Genomic DNA, 15,535 nt, shown 5'->3' on the forward strand with positions numbered 1-15,535 from the left:
GTCCGGGAACGTTTCGTGCGTGGTGTCCGGTCATGACGAGGACTTCTGCTTCGGCGCGGCCGACTGCGATTCCGCGTGCGCCGTCGCTGGGCGGGCGAGGGCAGCGTGACGGTTGCGAACTAAGGCCGGCCCGTTGTCCTGCAGTTCTTTGATGCTCGAGACCCCCAGCAGCATCATCGTCCGGGTCATTTCCTCCGCGAAGATCCGCAGCACGTGCGCGACACCCTCCTCCCCCGCCGCCGCGAGCCCGTAGAGATACGGACGGCCGATCGCGCAGGCATTCGCCCCCAGCGCCAGAGCCTTGATCACGTCCGAGCCGCGGCGGATGCCGCCGTCGACGATGATCTCGACCCGCCCGTTCACTCGCTCGACGATCTCGGGCAGGACGTCCAGCGGGGAGGCCATGTGATCGAGTTGCCGGCCGCCGTGGTTGCTGACCTGGATGGCATCGATGCCGATGTCAGCGGCGATCGCCGCGTCGTCGGCGCTGACACAACCCTTGAGGACGATCGGTCCGCTCCATCGGGAACGTAGGTCGCACAGGGTGTCCCAGTCGGTGGGCTCGTAGGAACCGGACAGAAGAGTTCGCCACATATCCGGTGTGCTCGCCATCGGCCCATCCGGGACGGTCCCGTCGAGATTGGGGAAGGCTATCGCGTCGTTACGCAGAAACCCCCACGCCCACCTGGGATGAAGGGCCCCTTCGATCACCGTCCGCGGCTTCAGGGACGGGGGTGCTGTGAACCCGCTGCGGTAGTCACGTTCGCGATGACCGATCGCCCGGCAATCGACATTCACGAGCAGAGCCTCGTATCCCGCGTTCGCTGTCCTGTCGAGCAGTGCCTGCAGCATGCCCTTGTCCGCCATCGGTTCGATGTTGAACCAGCGACGGAGCCCCGGAGTGTGGGCGCTGACGAGTTCCATCGGCGTGGTGCTCAGGTGCGCCAAGCCATACGGGACATTTGCGGCCGAAGCAGCGCGCGCTGCGCCGAGTTCGCCCTCCGGGTGAAAGAGTCGTGTTCCTCCGGTGGGAGACAGCATCAACGGCATGGCCACCGGCTTGCCCAGGAGAGAAGACGCCAGGTCGAGGTTCTCGACCGCGCCCCACCGTGGCACGAAGGACCAGTCGTCGAACGAGGAAAGGTTGCGACGGACCGACGCTTCATCTTCCCCACCGCCCTCGATGTAGTCGAAGATGCTCAGCGGGAGGCGTGAGGCGGCCATCTTTCGCACGTCCTCGATGCTGTGGCATCGCCGCGCAAGCCGTTGCGAGACGGACCGCGCAGGGCCCTCGACATTGACCAGCGACCTGATATCTCTGAGCTTCATGGGGACTCCTCGAAGTGTTGCCGGCACCCAAGTGCCTGGTGATGGACCAATAGTGATCCACGCCTCACCCGGTAGATATGGAATAATTTCTAACCTTGGATATATCGCTTGTAGAATCTTCTAATGGAGCCACCGGAGGAGTTGCTGGGCCACGGCGACGCGTCACCCGAACCGATCACGCTGTCGGCCTGGGCCGATCTCGTGCAGGAAGATCTGCTGCACGCGAATCCGACAGCGGAGAACCTCCGCCGCCCCGTCGCCGACGTTCAGCTGTACGACGCACTCGACGATCACATGGACGTCAGGAATGCCATCGTTCTTGCGATGGGCGTGGCCTGCGGTTCCGCCGGATTCGAGCGAGTGCTGGTCCATGCCGCCGACGGCGATGCCGCCGCCGTGATCGTCAAAGCACGAGGGACGTCGATCGAGGACCTGCGGGCCGCGTCCAATCGTCACGACGTTCCCGTACTCGTCGTCGGAGACGAAGTGGACTGGACGCGGCTGATCGCGATGGCACGAACAGCGGTAGCGGGTGCTGCAGTCGACTCGGTATCGGGCGTGCGCCTGGGCGATCTGTTCGCCTTCGCCAACGCGGTGGCGTCGATCGCCAACGGCGCCACGAGCATCGTCGACCCCTCGGGCCGCATCCTCGGATACTCCACCGTGCCCGGCCAGCCGATCGACGACCTGCGCCGGGAGACGACTCTGACACTGCAGGAGCTGACACCCCCAGCCCTCGACGCCGATTTCAAGGTGGTCTACTCCTCCACCACCGCATTGTTCGTGCGGTCGCCCAGCGGAATCGCGGACCGGCTGGCACTGGCGGTCCGGGCGGGCGGGGAACTGCTCGGATCGATCTGGATCATCGATCCCGGGGGTGAACGCCGCCAGCCGGCTCTCGATGCGCTCGACAGGTTGGCGCCGCTGGCCGGCCTCCACATGCTTCATGCCCGGTCCGCATCCGACTTCACCGAGCGCCGCAACGCTGATCTGATGCGGACGTTGATGGACGATCCGACCCAAGCTTCGTTCGCCGCTGCGCAACTCGGACTCGAGTTCACCCGCGGATTCGCAGTGGCGGCGTTCGTCCTTGCCCACCCGAACGGCGGCAGCCTCGACGCCATGCGCGAGCAACATCGGCTACTTCAACTGGTGACGGTGACGTGCAACGTCCAATTCCGCAGTGCATACAGCGCGTTGATCGACTCGGTCGTGTACACCCTCCTGCCCTGCCCGGGCGGTTCTCCGCGCGCCGCCCACCGTCGGGTAATTCGTGACATCGGTGCCTCCGCGACGACGATCAGTGCGCATCCCGTTGTAGCCGCTGTCGGCGGTATCGCCGAGCAGATCAGCGAGCTACCGCGGTCCCGCACCGAAGCCGTGCGTACGTTGCGGTACCTCATGCGCCGACAGTCGGTCACGGGCGGGACTCCGACTGGCCAACCCCCATTGGCCGCAGTGTTCGAAGACTATAGGACTGAACTGAACATCCTGGAGATCGGGAAGTACATAGCCGAGCAACATCTCGACGAGTTCGACGTCATAGACGCGATTCGCACCTACGACGCCGCCCATCACACCGACTTTCTCGTCACGCTGCGTGCATACTTCGATTCGAACGCGAACGTGGCCAAGGCAGCGGAACGAATGCATGTCCACGGCAACACTATTCGCTACAGGATCGCGCGCCTCACCGAGGAGTTCCACGTCGACTTCGAAGACCCGACGACGCGCCTGTGGCTGTGGCTCCGACTCGTTTCGACAGACCTCAGTCGACCGTAACTCGCCGACGAGACCGGACGTTCGGTGCCGCGGCGGCGAGCGCTGCCGCGAGGACGATGCCCGAAGCGACGAGCAAGGCCAGGTGGTAGCCATCGGAAAGCAGTGGGGTGACGATGAGCGGGCCCGCGATCTGACCGAGGCTGTATCCGGTCGTCAAGATCGCGACCGCGCGGGGGAATTGGAGGTGAGCGCCGATCGTCAGCGACATCTGACTGATGCCGAGGAATGTTCCCCCGAACAGGAAGGCGGAGATCAGGGCGGGCCCGATGCCGCCTGCCATCGCGGGCAGCGCGATGCCGGCGGCCTGGACGATGAGGGCGATTACCAGCAGGGTCGGGCGGGACCATCTTCGGCTGAGCAATGCCCAGAGTGGACCGGACGGTAGCGCCGCCAGCCCGACGAGTACCCACGCGCTGCTACCGGCGATGCTACCTGCGGTCTGGGTGATCGCTGCGACGAGGAAGGTGCCGGCGATGATGTATCCGACGCCCTCGAGGGAATAGCTGACGAAGATCGCGCTGAACCGGCGATTTCCTTGCTTGTCCGACTTTCTGCGTCCTCGCACGGGCGTAGTCGGAGTGTGTTCCGGTGTGAGTGTCCACGCCGCGAGGGTGCAGATCAACGTCAGGACCGCGGCCGCCCACCATACCGAGCCCCACGTGCTCATCGACCGCAGGACGAGGACGACGAGCCCGGACAGGGCGATGCCTGCTCCGATTCCGCCGAACGCCCACCCTGACAACTGCGCCGCGTGCCTACTCAGATGGGCGTGCATCGCGCTGACCGCGATGACGAAGACCATTGCACTCGAGATGCCGGCAACACATCGCAGTACGCCCCAGACGGTTTCGTTCGATGTCACGGGCATCAGCGCCAGCGTGGCGGTCAGAACGAGCAGCGAGAGACGCATGACTGCTGCCGAGCGCACCAAGGCGGGTAGGACGATTCCGGCCAGTGCTCCGATGAGATATCCGAGATAGTTGGCCGTCGCCAGAGCGGCGCCCGCCGACGGCGTCAATCCTGCGTGGGCCTCCATCAAGGGGAGAACAGGGGTGTACACGAATCGTCCGATTCCCATGCTCGCCGCCAGCGCTGCCCCCACCTGGCCGACCGTGACCCACGGCGATGTCGGCATTCGGAACCTGACCAACTCGTCGGCGCTACCTACTGCGTTCATGTGTTCTCTTTCAGGGATGTTCGGTCGGCAGGCGCGCGGGCCGCCCTAGCGAGCCACGGATGTCAGGGAGGCCGGGCGGCCGGAATCGTGGGTGTGGAACAGGAAGCGCGACAAGGCAGTGGTCATCGTGGAGTCCTTGCGGCGGATGAACAGCGTCTCCGCGCGCGAGTCGGCCGGCGCGAGGTGATGCACCTTCAAGGCCGACGCCATCGGCGACGACGTCACCACACTCAGTGGCAGCAGGGTCACGCCCATTCCCGCGGCCGCGCACCCGAGGATGCCGTCGAGAGTTCCGAACTCGAGGACCTCCGGGCTCGGCACTCCGCGCTGCTCGAAGAGCCGCTCGAGGCGGGCCCGGTAGGCGCAGCCGGCCCGGAGGACGAGAACCTTGCGCCGCCGGCCGTCGGCGAGCACGGAGTCCAGATCCGCCACGCGAACGCCGCTCACCAGCACGAGTTGCTCGATGAACACCTGCTCGGAGACCAGGTCCGGATGCCGCACCGGCCCGCAGACGAACGCACCGTCGAGTCGATGCTCGATCACCTCGGTGGTCAGCGCGTCGGTGGTGTCGGTCGCCAAGGTGAAGTCGACTCGGGGGCACTCTTCGCTGAAGGCAGCCAGCACCCCGGGGAGCCGCAATCCCGCGGTGGTCTCCATGGAACCGATCGCCAGTCGTCCCCCCGGGTCGTGATCGTCGCTGACGACCTGTGTCACTTCCCGTACGAGTTGCGTGATGTGTTCGGCATAGGGCAGCAGACGTTCGCCGGAGTTCGTCAGGGTCACCCCACGGGCATGACGGCGAAACAGTTCGACTCCGAGTTCGTCTTCGAGCGCGCGGATTCGTGAGCTGATGTTCGACTGAACCGTCAGAAGTTCCTTCGATGCCCGAGAAATTCCCCCGGAGCGGGCCACGGCCAGGAAGAAGGTCAGATCGCCGATGTCCATGAGAATTACCGTGTTTCACTCCACAGGTTCCGAACGATCTCCCCTGCAGGGGCCGAACGAGCACTGCGATAGCCGATGCCGGCCCACAGGGCGAGGCCGTGCGGGTCGCCGGCGGCGCCTGCTGCGGCTCGCAGCCCACTGGTCAGCAGGTGTACCTGTGGGTATGCCGGTGCGGCGTGATCATCGAAGTCGGCGATGAAGTCATTGACCAGGCCGCGCGCGGGACGACCGGAGAACGCGCGAGTAACGACTGTCTCGGTGAAGCGGGCGTCGTGCAACGCGGCGCGGTGAGCGGGTTTGGTCCCAGCCTCGTCGGCGTCGAGGAGAGCGGTACCGATCTGGACGGCGGTGGCGCCGGCCTCGAGTGTTGCCGCGACGTGTGCCCCGGTCGCGATCCCTCCCGCCGCAATGACGGGAAGGTCGATTGCCGACCGGGCCGCCTCGACCAATTCCCTCGTCGAACGTGGGTCCGGCTCGGCATCGGGGTCGAGTGTCGCTCGATGCCCGCCCGCGTCGACTCCTTGCAGACAGATCGCATCGACGCCCAGCTGCGCGGCCGAGAATGCCTCGTCGATGTCGGAGACCGTGGCGATCACGGCACTGCCTGCGTCGTGTAGCCGATCGACGACATCTCGCGGCGGAAGGCCGAAGGTGAACGACACCACGGGAACGGCAAGCTCGACCGCGAGATCGACCTTGCCATCGAACGCGTCGTCGTCGAAGTCGACGACGTCGGGCAGCGTCACGTGCCGGCGTTCGGCGACCGGCTGCAACCGCTCCCGGTACGCCTCCACCGCGGCACGGTCGGCCAGGGGGCGGCCGGGGACGAAAAGATTGAGTCCGAACGGCGCGCTCGTCAGCGCGCGGACCGCGTCGACCTCACGCCGAACCGCCTCGACGGTCTTGTAGCCGGCCGCGAGGAAGCCGAGACCCCCGGCGGACGAGACCGCGGCAACGAGTTCCGGTGTGCTCGGCCCTCCGGCCATCGGTGCCCCGACGATGGGAATTCGGAAGCCGTCCTCGAGATCGAACACCAGGATCCTTTCGGTCGATGTGTGCGTGACGGACACGGTTCACGTCCGCTTCACGCTTCCCTTCCTGATCCTGCACCGCTGCATTGCGGAGCGGAAATGCCTATTCGGCTGGATCTATGCTTGGGAGTTATGTCCATCGAACTGCGGCATCTGCGGGCGGCCGTTGCGATCGCCGAGGCGGGCTCGTTCACTGCCGCCGCGAACGCGCTCCACATCACCCAGCCTGCGCTCACCCGAACGGTGCAGCAACTGGAGACCTCGCTCGGCGTTCGATTGTTCGACCGGACCTCGCGTGCGCTCACACTCACCGAGGACGGTGCCGGATTCGTCGAGAAGGTCCGCGTCATTCTCGGTGATCTCGATTCGGCGGTTGCGCTGTACACCAACCGATCCCTTGCCCTCGGCTTCAGTTGGCTGCTGCCCGATCCGTGGGCGCAGCAGGTGATCGACGAGGTCGAGAGGAACTCCCGCGCCACCGTCGTACCGCGTCGCTGCGACGACCCCATCGCCGCACTGAACAACGGCAGCGTAGACGCCGCCGTCGTTCGCCGTGATGTTCCCGGCGACGAGTTCGTGCAGCATCCGCTGTTCGAGGAGCAGCGGATCGCGGCGGTATCGACGGCGTCGCCTCTCGCGACCCGCAAATCGATCGACTGGGCCGAGTTCGGAACACTCCCCCTCGTCATCAACACCCTCAGCGGCACCACATCCGAAGATCTGTGGCCGAACCACGACGGTCCGGTGGTGACGTGCTCGAACTTCGACGAGTGGCTCGAGTTGGTCGCCGCCGATCGCGGTGTCGGCACGGTTCCCGAAGTTGCCCGCAGGCGGGTAACCCATCGCAATGTCCAGTTCATCCCGCTGGTCGGTGCGCCGCCCGCGGTCGTGCGGTTCGTCTACCGCCGCAACCGGGTGACGCCGCTGCTGCGGGTGCTGCGGGACGCCGCGATCCGGCACTCTCCGCCACCCGGCGACGCCACCATTCGTCAGCACGGCTGACCGTCGGTGTGCACGCGAAGCTGGGCTACCTCCAGCTCCAGTTCTGCATTGCGGGACCGCAGGAGTTCCATTTCTTCGTGTAGACCTTTGCGGGCCAACGTGAGTGACTCCCGCATTCTGGCCTCGCCGTACTTCGGGGGAATGTTCTTCGTGCAGTTCCGGTCGAGCGCCTCGACGTGGACGACGAACGCGCGGTCACATCCGGCCTTGACCACCCCGTCAGGTGTGGTGAGGAGCCGTCCGATGAGATCCGGATCGTCGGCACGCTCGACGACCTCGGTTCGTCCGTAGACTTTGACTCTGGTGCGGGTGGGGTAGTCGATGAAGAAGAGAGCCACTCGGTCGTTCTCGTCGAGGTTGCCGACCGTGACGAACTGCTGATTTCCCGAGTAGTCCGCCAGCGCAATCGTCGTCGGGTCCGGCACGTGCACGAAGCCGGGCGGGCCGCCGCGGTGTTGGATATAGGGCCACCCCGAGGGTGTCACGGTCGCGATGAAGAACGAATCGGTGGCTCGGATCAGTGCAGTGACCCGGGTGTCCAGTTCGTCGGGCAGGCCCGGGTCGTCCTCCTGCGCCCGCATGCGCCCGTACCAGTTGATGCTTCCCGTTGCCTTCTGCCGCTCGGCCACCGGAGCAGTGAACGCGATCGCGCCGTACCGGGTCGGGTATCTCATGACGAGTACTCGGAATCGATGTGCTTCCACGCCCGCCGGACTATCGGGCTGTCCACTCCCCGACGCAACGTCAGCACGAACACCACTGCGGTGACCGCGGTTACCGCGATGGGGTAGATCAGCCCGGCGAGGACGTTCCCGGTCGCGGAGTTGAGCGAGAGCGCCACCAGAGGGGTGAAGCCACCGAACACGCCGGTCCCGATGTGGTACGCCAGCGACAGTCCGGTGTAACGGATCTGTGGTGGGAACAATTCGGACAGGAATGCCGCGGTGGGCCCGTAGACCATGGTGACGAAGATGACCTGAATCGTCAGCGGCACGATCATCTGGATGTGGTGGCCCTCGACCGCGGCGTCCCGGATCCACTGGAACAGCGGGAGGTAGCCGACTGCCGAAAGTACCAATCCGCACATGATGATCCGAGTCCGTCCATATTTGTCGGACATCTTGCCGAAGACGACGAAGAACGGTGTCGCGATGACCAGGGCGATTCCGACCGAGAGATTCGCGGTGAGGAAGTCGATCTTCAAGATCGTCTGCAGGAAGTACAGCGTGTAGAACTGGCTGGTGTACCAGGCAACTCCCAGCCCCGCCGTGACTCCGAAGAGCACGACGAGCAGTAACGCGAAGGCCGGCTTGTTCGCCACCGCGTCCCTGATCGGTGAACGCGAGAGGTTTCCGCTCCGTCGCATCTCCTCGAACACCGGCGATTCGTGCATCTTCATGCGGATCTTCAGCGAGAACAGCACCAGGACCGCGGACAGAAGGAACGGAATCCGCCAGCCCCACACAGTGAATGCCTCCTCGCCCAACCCCACCCGGCAGAGCACGATGACGCCGATCGACAGGAGCAGACCCCCGGTCGCGGTGGTCTGGAGAACACTGGTGAGGGCTCCGCGTTTCTTCGCCGGCGAATTCTCCGCGATGTAGACGACTGCACCCCCGTACTCTCCGCCGATCGCGAGACCCTGCAGCAGCCGCAACGTCACCAGCAGTATCGGCGCCAGAATTCCGATGTGGTCATAGGTAGGCATCAGTCCGAGCATCGTGGTGGCGCCGCCCATGATGAGCAGGGTCGTCATGAAGGTCTTCTTACGTCCGACCCGGTCGCCCATTCTGCCGAACACCATGGCGCCGATGGGGCGTACGACGAAACCCGTCCCGAAGGCGGCAATCGTGACGAGAAGTGCTGCGGTTCCGTTTCCTTCGGGAAAGAACATTCCGGAGAACACGACTGCGAGACTGCCGTAGATGTAGAAGTCGTACCATTCGATCAACGTTCCGACGCTCGACGCGGTGATGATCTTGCGAAGGCTGCTCTTCGCTACACCGCTCGTGAGAGCGGGTGGTGACACGGACTGGCTGGTCATGGGGAATCCTTCTGGGGACGCACGGGGTGGGGGTTTGCGAGGTCGCACCGAAGGGCGCTAGGAGCCGATCGCCGCCAGATTGTGGGAAGTGCGGCCCAGGATGGCGCCGGCGGTGTCGACCATGTCATCGATGATCGACGCGACGGTGTCGACACGATCGATCTGTCCGACGACCTCACCGACGATCAGATTCGCGACGTCGTAGTCGTCGGCGTTCACTGCCGCCCGGAATTGCTCCTGCTTCTCCGGAAGCACGTCCCGGAGGCCGGACTCGTCGCCGTGCCATCGGCGGATGAAGTCGTTGTGCAGGACTCGGCCCGTGTAACGACTCGGCCAGGGCTTCTCACGCACGATGTCGAAGGCGCTCTGTCTGATCGTGTCGTCCCCACTGGCCTGTACAGCGCGTTGCTGGGCCGCACGGGGAATCGCCGCCTCCTCGGCCGCCCAGAATCTGGTCCCGACGAGGGCACCGTCCGCTCCGAGCGCGAGCGCGGCCGCCAGGCCTCGGCCGTCGCCGATTCCACCGGCCGCCAGCAGCATCACATCCGGTGCCTCCCGCCGGAGGAAATCGGCGATCTCCGGTACCAGGGTGAACGTCGATCGGGTTCCCGTTCCGTGGCCGCCCGCCTCCCCTCCCTGAGCAGCGACGACGCTCGCACCCACCTCCATCGCGCGGCGCGCTTGTTCGAGATCGTGCACCTGGCAGATCAGCGGGATTCCCGCGGCACGAATCGCAGGCGCGTGCGGTGCCGGGTCGCTGAAGGAGAGGAAGATAGCCGCCGGCCGGTAGCCGATCGCCGTCTCGAGGAGGTGCGGCTGCCGCGCCATGGACCACGTGATGAAGCCACAACCGATAGCGTCGGTCGTCACGCGGTCGAACTGATTGTGCAACCAGGACTCGTCGCCGTATCCGCCGCCGATCAGTCCCAATCCCCCTGCCTCGGCCACGGCAGAAGCCAATCTCCAATCGGAGACGTAATCCATCGGTGCAAGGACGATGGGGTGTTCGATTCCGAATTTCTCGGTGAAGCGATTCTGCAAGCTCATGCTGGGCTCCTCCACAAATTTCCGACGTGTCGCAGTGTTTCCCACGTGCTCCACGTCACACCGGATTGCTTTGCGCCAACGCTAGAACCCGGCCGAACAGGGGTCCAACAGTTTGTACCGAAACCTGCTTTCTCCAGGACAGAACGCTCACGCAACCAGACAGACTCGTGAAACTCACTGTGCTGCAATGAACTAGCCCAATGGGCTTACGCCCGGCGCGGTGACGCCTCACGCCACGTGTGCGTCGCGCAGGTTCGCGGCCTCCTCGAGGAGCCCGGGGTCTGCGGTCCGTTTGTGAACTGCGCCGATCTCGGCGAGGATCGCAGCCCGGACCTGTTCGAGGGTGACGGCCGGGTTCATGTCCGCGAGGGACGCCGCCGTGCTCGGGTCGAACGCCAACTCCAGCGCGGCATTGACGTCAGCGAGCACTGCCCGCACGGGGGCCGAATCGGACACCACCAGTTCGAAGCCGAAGAGCCAGGCCCCGGCAATTATTCGCTGCGCGGTTCCGGCCAGCTTGACGCGGCCTGCGCCGTTCACGGTCCAATCACCTGGGCAGTACTCACCGGGTACCGGACCTATCCGGGCGTCGACACCGAGATCCCTCAACACGGCGACGATTCTCGGGGTGATGCGCTCGAAACGCGGGCGGGCGCCGACGATGCCCTCGGTGTCCCGGGAGTACATCTCCACGACGAGCGTCTGCTCGTGGTAGGCCGCGGCACGACCACCGGCGCCTCGGACGACCGGCGTGAATCCGTGTCGGCGCGCCACCGCTGCGGCGCCCGGAAACTGCGGCCGAACGGCGTCCAACCGCCCGAACGACAACGTACGTGCAGGACTGTAGATGCGGACCAGCGCAGGGGCATTCGGCTCTCGCCCGGTGCGACGCAGGAGTGCCGACGCGAACGCCGCATCCAACACGGGATCGTCCGGAAAATGCGTAGTCAGCAACTGCTCGATCGTCATACCCTGTCCCATCACTCCGCTCAGGACACCACACGGCGTCGCTGGGCGTCATCTCCGCACCCGAACACACCCCAACAGTGTCGCCGAGGCGGAAGTAGTCCACCACAGCGATCGGTTTCGCGGATATCCCCGCGGCCGCTCTCTCTGGAGCCCTACCCTGGACACGCCGAAATGCACTCCCCTGGATGCCCGCGCACCGTGTGCGGGGCCAGCGCGCCGAGAGGTCGTCACGATGCTCCTCAGATCGAGTGTGGTCGTCTTGTCCTGTGCCGTAGCCGCGGTGCTGTCTGCGTCCCCCGCCCAGGCCACGCCGTCGTCGGGTGTGACCGCGCAGGTTCTGTTCGAGACGACGGTTCCGGCGGTCGCCGGCAGCTCAGGGGGCACCGACCTGACGCTGCGGCGCATCGAGATCGCCCCGGGCGGCACGACGGGATGGCATTACCACGACGGCCCGGTGTACGCGTTCGTGGAATCCGGGGTGCTGTCCCGCACGCTGCAGGACTGCACGAAGGCGGTGACGACTGCCGGTCAGGCGATCACCGAGGATCACGGTAGCGATCACGTCCACGAGGGCTCGAATCTGGGGACCGAACCACTGGTGCTGCTCGCGTTCTACACGGAACCGGAGGGCAAGCCGTTGTCGGAGGACGCACCGGCGCCCGCGTGCTGATGCGTCACCCGGCCGACCTTCTCATCGGATGACGGAGTCGATCCACTCGACCGCTCCCGCGACGTCGTCGACAGTTGCGGTCGCCGGCGGCGGCGGTGGCCGGCGGATCATCACCACCGGTACACCGAGTTCCCGTGCGGCGTCGAGTTTCGCGTCGGTCTGCGCGCCACCGCTGTTCTTGGTAACCAGGATGTCGACGCGGTGCTCGCGCATCAGTGCGGTCTCGTCCGCGACCGTGTACGGCCCGCGAGCGAGGAGCAACGTCGACTGGGGCGGCATCGCCACTTCGGGCGGATCGATTGCGCGAACCAGAAACCACAGCGCGCGCAGGCCGGCGAATGCGTCCACACCCTGCCTGCCGATCGTGAGGAAGACTCGCGTTCCCAGGCCGGGCAGCCGTTCGGCCGCGGCGGCGAGGTCCGCGGCACCCACCCAGTTGTCGCCGGGCCGCGGGGACCATTCGGGACGTCGCAGCACGACGAGCGGTACCCCGCAACGGTCGGCGGCGTCTGCGGCGTTGCTCGTGATCTGTGCCGCGAACGGGTGCGTGGCGTCCACGATCGCGTCGACGCGCTGCTCGCGCAGCCAGTCGGCGAGACCGTCCACTCCCCCGAATCCGCCGACCCGCACGTCGCCCACCGGCATCCGCGGATCGCGGACCCGGCCGGCGAGCGAGGACACCGTCTCGACACCTGGGATCTCGGCAAGCGCGGCGGCGAGAGATCGGGCCTCCCCGGTGCCGCCGAGGATCAGGATCCGAGCCACGATCAGTGGGTGCTGCGCTCGCGGGTGGCGGAATACAGATAGCTGTCCGGGAAACCCTCGGCGGCAAGCACTTTCCCGACGATCACCACGGCAGTCTTGGTGACGCCGGCCGCCTTCACCTGATCGGCAATCGTGGCCAGGGTGCCGCGCAGCACGATCTCGTCGGGGCGCGACGCGAACGCGACCACCGCGGCGGGACAGTCGCGGCCGTAGTTCTCAGTGAGTTCGTCGACGATCTGATCGATCCGGTGCGCGCCCAGGTGCACCACCATCGTCGCGCCGCTGCGGCCCAGGGATCGTAGGTCCTCGCCCTCCGGCATCGCGGTGGACAGCGTGGACACGCGAGTCAGCACGATCGACTGCGAGACGCCGGGGACGGTCAGCTCCCGCCCCAACGACGCCGCCGCGGCGGTGAACGCGGGCACCCCGGGCACCACGGTGTACGCGACACCGGCAGCCTCGAGCCGCCGCACCTGCTCGGCGACGGCGCTGAAGATCGACGGGTCACCCGAATGCAGGCGGGCGACGTCCTGACCGGCGGCGTCGGCCTCGATCAGCAGGGCGACGATCTCGTCGAGACTCAGGCGTGCCGTGTCGATCACCCGCGCACCCGCGGGGCATTCCTGGAGGAGTTCCTGCGGGACGAGGCTGCCCGCGTACAGGCAGACGGGGCTCGCCGCGATGATCCGCTGCGCGCGCACCGTAACGAGGTCGGCCGCGCCGGGACCCGCTCCGATGAAGTACACCGTCATACCACATCACCTTTCGACTGCTTCGTCACCGACCACTGCGCCACCGGCAGTTGCGGCCGCCACGCGGTGAACCCACCGAGCGGGTCACCCCGATACACCTGAAACTTGCGGAGCTGCCCGCCGCACTTCGAGAACCACTGCAGCAGTAGCGCTTCCGATTCCGCGGTCACCGCGTTGGCCACCATTCGACCACCCACCCGGAGCCTCGACCAGCACTCGTCGAGCAGGCCGTCCTGGGTGACGCCGCCGCCGACGAAGATCGCGTCCGGCGCGGCCAGCGCGGGCGGTACGTCCTCGAACGCGGCGGGTGCATCACCGAATACGGCGAGGGACGGCACCCCCAGCCCGGCGGCGTTCGCCTCGATCTGGTCGACCCGTGCCGCGCTGCGTTCGAAAGAGACTGCCCGGCAACGCGGGTGGGTGCGCATCCACTCGATCGCGATGGTGCCGGATCCGCCTCCCACGTCCCACAGCAAGTCCCCCGCGGCGGGGGCGAGGGCACACAGCGTCAGCGCGCGGACCTCGTGTTTGGTCATCTGCCCGTCGCCGGTGAACGCGGCGTCGGGCAGTCCGGGCATCCTCGTCAGCCGAGGGGTGCCGGGGTCGGCCCGGCAGTCGATCGCGATCACGTTCAGCCGGGCCCCCGGATCGTGCGACCATCCCGACGCGGTTCCGTCGAGCCTCGACTCTTCGGGTCCGCCCAGTTCGCCGAGCACGCTGAGCCTCGATGGTCCGAACCCGCGCTCGGTCAGCAGTTCGGCGACGGCGCCGGGAGTGCGCTCGTCCCTGCTCAGCACCAGCAGTCGCATCCGATCGCCGAGTGCCGGCAGGAGTGTGCCGACCGGCCGATTCACGAGACTGACCACTGGTGTCTCGTGCGCCGCCCAGCCCAGGCGGGCGCAGGCCAGGGTGGCCGAGGACGGATGCGGGATCACCCGCACCCGTTCCGCGCCGAGCAGGTCGACGAGCGTGACACCGATTCCGTGGAACATCGGGTCGCCGCTGGCCAGGACGCACACCCGCCGGCCGTGGTGCTGTTCGAAGAGGCCGGGCAGAGCGGGCACCAGCGGCGACGGCCAGGTCACCCGCTGCGCCGGCGATTCGGGAATCAGGTCGAGTTGACGCGTGGAACCCATGAGGACGTCGGCGCCGTCGATCTCGCGTCGCGCGGACGGTGACAGACCGTCCCACCCGTCGGCACCGATCCCGACGACGACGATCGGGTCGGTCATCGCGGCATCCGGCGCCATACCGCCTGCGGCAGCAACCTCATGACGAAGAACACGGGGCGCAACCGGCCCGGCACCCAGACTCTGCTCGCACCGCGGTGCAGGCCGCGCACGACCGCGTCCGCGACCTGTGCCGGTGTACTCGACATCGGCGCCGGCGACATGCCCTCGGTCATCCGGCCGATCACGAAACCGGACCGGATCAGCAGGAGTGAGACACCGCTGCCGTGAAGGGCGTCGCCGAGACCGGAGGCGAACCCGTCGAGTCCGGCCTTCGCGGACCCGTAGACGTAGTTGGCGCGGCGCACGCGGACACCCGCGACGGACGAGAACACCACGATCCGTCCCGACCCCTGCTCGCGGAGCAGGGTGGCGAGATGCGTGAGCACGCTGACCTGCGCGACGTAGTCGGTGTGGACCACGGCGACGGCGTGCCGTGCGTCCCGCTCGGCGCGCGCCTGGTCGCCGAGAATGCCGAACGCCAGGACCGCGACAGACAGCGGGCCGTGCGTGTCGGCAACCGACCGCAGCAGCTTCTCGTGGCTGTCGAGGTCGTCGGCGTCGAATTCCACGCAGTCCACCGCGGCCGCGCCGGCGTCGAGCAGCGCCTGCCGTTCGGCGGCGAGGTCGGTGCTGCGGCGAGCGGCGAGGACGATCGTGCGGCCGGGCGCGAGCCGGGAGGCGATCTCGAGGCCGATCTCGCTACGACCGCCGAGGAGGAGTACCACCCCGTCGTCGCCGGGCTTGCCACTGTTCTTCTTCGATCCCAGGCTCACCCGTCCAGTGTCCTGGA

The 15,535-nt window shown here is 66.7% G+C and carries 15 protein-coding genes; 3 read left to right on the forward strand and 12 right to left on the reverse strand.

The genetic code is table 11. The features are described 5' to 3' along the window. Positions 1–30: 30 nt before the first annotated feature. Complete coding sequence (locus tag RJ1_RS20185; RefSeq protein ID WP_240319727.1) at positions 31–1,329, reverse strand: alpha-hydroxy acid oxidase; 1,299 nt, start codon at positions 1,327–1,329, stop codon at positions 31–33. Positions 1,330–1,452: 123 nt separating this feature from the next. Here RJ1_RS20185 and RJ1_RS20190 point away from each other — a divergent pair, with 123 nt between their 5' ends. After that, complete coding sequence (locus tag RJ1_RS20190; protein WP_073363172.1) at positions 1,453–3,111, forward strand: PucR family transcriptional regulator; 1,659 nt, start codon at positions 1,453–1,455, stop codon at positions 3,109–3,111. On the opposite strand, the gene RJ1_RS20195 is transcribed toward RJ1_RS20190, so the two are convergent. The 3 genes from RJ1_RS20195 to RJ1_RS20205 are packed head-to-tail and all read right to left on the reverse strand — an operon-like array spanning position 3,098 to position 6,267. Further along, positions 3,098–4,288, reverse strand: coding sequence for a YbfB/YjiJ family MFS transporter (locus RJ1_RS20195; RefSeq protein WP_073363174.1), 1,191 nt, complete (start codon positions 4,286–4,288; stop codon positions 3,098–3,100). The genes RJ1_RS20190 and RJ1_RS20195 overlap by 14 nt on opposite strands. A 45-nt stretch (positions 4,289–4,333) precedes the next feature. Further along, entirely contained in the window at positions 4,334–5,233 is a 900-nt protein-coding gene (locus RJ1_RS20200) for a LysR substrate-binding domain-containing protein (RefSeq protein ID WP_073363176.1), read from the reverse strand. Positions 5,234–5,238: 5 nt separating this feature from the next. Next, entirely contained in the window at positions 5,239–6,267 is a 1,029-nt protein-coding gene (locus tag RJ1_RS20205) for an NAD(P)H-dependent flavin oxidoreductase (protein ID WP_073363356.1), read from the reverse strand. Positions 6,268–6,396: 129 nt separating this feature from the next. On the opposite strand from RJ1_RS20205, the gene RJ1_RS20210 reads away from it, so the two are divergent. Next, entirely contained in the window at positions 6,397–7,266 is an 870-nt protein-coding gene (locus RJ1_RS20210; protein WP_073363178.1) for a LysR family transcriptional regulator, read from the forward strand. Here the strand turns inward: RJ1_RS20210 and RJ1_RS20215 are convergent. The 4 genes from RJ1_RS20215 to RJ1_RS20230 form a co-directional block, all read right to left on the reverse strand. Beyond that, entirely contained in the window at positions 7,254–7,940 is a 687-nt protein-coding gene (locus RJ1_RS20215) for a pyridoxamine 5'-phosphate oxidase family protein (RefSeq protein WP_073363181.1), read from the reverse strand. The two genes, RJ1_RS20210 and RJ1_RS20215, sit on opposite strands and share 13 nt — an antisense overlap. Then, positions 7,937–9,310, reverse strand: a complete 1,374-nt coding sequence (locus RJ1_RS20220; RefSeq protein ID WP_073363184.1) for an MFS transporter — start codon at positions 9,308–9,310, stop codon at positions 7,937–7,939. The genes RJ1_RS20215 and RJ1_RS20220 overlap by 4 nt, the downstream gene beginning before the upstream one ends. A 57-nt stretch (positions 9,311–9,367) precedes the next feature. Further along, complete coding sequence (locus tag RJ1_RS20225; RefSeq protein WP_073363187.1) at positions 9,368–10,357, reverse strand: NAD(P)H-dependent flavin oxidoreductase; 990 nt, start codon at positions 10,355–10,357, stop codon at positions 9,368–9,370. 228 nt (positions 10,358–10,585) lie between these two features. Then, positions 10,586–11,326 carry a lipoate--protein ligase family protein gene (locus tag RJ1_RS20230; protein ID WP_073363190.1) on the reverse strand — a complete coding sequence of 247 codons (741 nt, stop codon included), beginning with the start codon at positions 11,324–11,326 and terminating at the stop codon, positions 10,586–10,588. A gap of 232 nt (positions 11,327–11,558) precedes the next feature. Here RJ1_RS20230 and RJ1_RS20235 point away from each other — a divergent pair, with 232 nt between their 5' ends. Next, on the forward strand, positions 11,559–11,996 hold the full coding sequence (locus tag RJ1_RS20235) for a cupin domain-containing protein (RefSeq protein ID WP_073363193.1): 438 nt from the start codon (positions 11,559–11,561) through the stop codon (positions 11,994–11,996). Between the two features lie 21 nt (positions 11,997–12,017). On the opposite strand, the gene RJ1_RS20240 is transcribed toward RJ1_RS20235, so the two are convergent. From RJ1_RS20240 to dprE2, 4 genes are read right to left on the reverse strand one after another with little or no spacing between them, the layout of a single operon-like run. Next, on the reverse strand, positions 12,018–12,761 hold the full coding sequence (locus tag RJ1_RS20240) for a cobalt-precorrin-6A reductase (protein ID WP_073363195.1): 744 nt from the start codon (positions 12,759–12,761) through the stop codon (positions 12,018–12,020). Positions 12,762–12,763: 2 nt separating this feature from the next. Next, positions 12,764–13,513, reverse strand: coding sequence for a precorrin-4 C(11)-methyltransferase (gene cobM, locus RJ1_RS20245; protein WP_073363198.1), 750 nt, complete (start codon positions 13,511–13,513; stop codon positions 12,764–12,766). Further along, complete coding sequence (gene cbiE, locus RJ1_RS20250) at positions 13,510–14,745, reverse strand: precorrin-6y C5,15-methyltransferase (decarboxylating) subunit CbiE (RefSeq protein ID WP_073363359.1); 1,236 nt, start codon at positions 14,743–14,745, stop codon at positions 13,510–13,512. The genes cobM and cbiE overlap by 4 nt, the downstream gene beginning before the upstream one ends. Continuing rightward, on the reverse strand, positions 14,742–15,518 hold the full coding sequence (gene dprE2, locus RJ1_RS20255) for a decaprenylphospho-beta-D-erythro-pentofuranosid-2-ulose 2-reductase (RefSeq protein ID WP_073363201.1): 777 nt from the start codon (positions 15,516–15,518) through the stop codon (positions 14,742–14,744). Before dprE2 ends, cbiE begins: the two co-directional genes overlap by 4 nt. Positions 15,519–15,535: the final 17 nt, after the last annotated feature.

The sequence above is a fragment of the Rhodococcus jostii NBRC 16295 genome, assembly GCF_001894825.1.
Classification (GTDB): domain Bacteria; phylum Actinomycetota; class Actinomycetes; order Mycobacteriales; family Mycobacteriaceae; genus Rhodococcus_F; species Rhodococcus_F jostii.

Bases quoted from the DNA above. Each gene is read 5' to 3' on its own strand.
- cobM (WP_073363198.1), bottom strand. From the start codon at position 13,513: ATGACGGTGTACTTCATCGGAGCGGGTCCCGGCGCGGCCGACCTCGTT.
- RJ1_RS20185 (WP_240319727.1), bottom strand. From the start codon at position 1,329: ATGAAGCTCAGAGATATCAGGTCGCTGGTCAATGTCGAGGGCCCTGCG.
- RJ1_RS20215 (WP_073363181.1), bottom strand. From the start codon at position 7,940: ATGAGATACCCGACCCGGTACGGCGCGATCGCGTTCACTGCTCCGGTG.
- RJ1_RS20235 (WP_073363193.1), top strand. From the start codon at position 11,559: ATGCTCCTCAGATCGAGTGTGGTCGTCTTGTCCTGTGCCGTAGCCGCG.
- RJ1_RS20190 (WP_073363172.1), top strand. From the start codon at position 1,453: ATGGAGCCACCGGAGGAGTTGCTGGGCCACGGCGACGCGTCACCCGAA.
- RJ1_RS20195 (WP_073363174.1), bottom strand. From the start codon at position 4,288: ATGAACGCAGTAGGTAGCGCCGACGAGTTGGTCAGGTTCCGAATGCCG.
- RJ1_RS20200 (WP_073363176.1), bottom strand. From the start codon at position 5,233: ATGGACATCGGCGATCTGACCTTCTTCCTGGCCGTGGCCCGCTCCGGG.
- RJ1_RS20225 (WP_073363187.1), bottom strand. From the start codon at position 10,357: ATGAGCTTGCAGAATCGCTTCACCGAGAAATTCGGAATCGAACACCCC.
- cbiE (WP_073363359.1), bottom strand. From the start codon at position 14,745: ATGACCGACCCGATCGTCGTCGTCGGGATCGGTGCCGACGGGTGGGAC.
- RJ1_RS20210 (WP_073363178.1), top strand. From the start codon at position 6,397: ATGTCCATCGAACTGCGGCATCTGCGGGCGGCCGTTGCGATCGCCGAG.
- RJ1_RS20220 (WP_073363184.1), bottom strand. From the start codon at position 9,310: ATGACCAGCCAGTCCGTGTCACCACCCGCTCTCACGAGCGGTGTAGCG.
- RJ1_RS20230 (WP_073363190.1), bottom strand. From the start codon at position 11,326: ATGACGATCGAGCAGTTGCTGACTACGCATTTTCCGGACGATCCCGTG.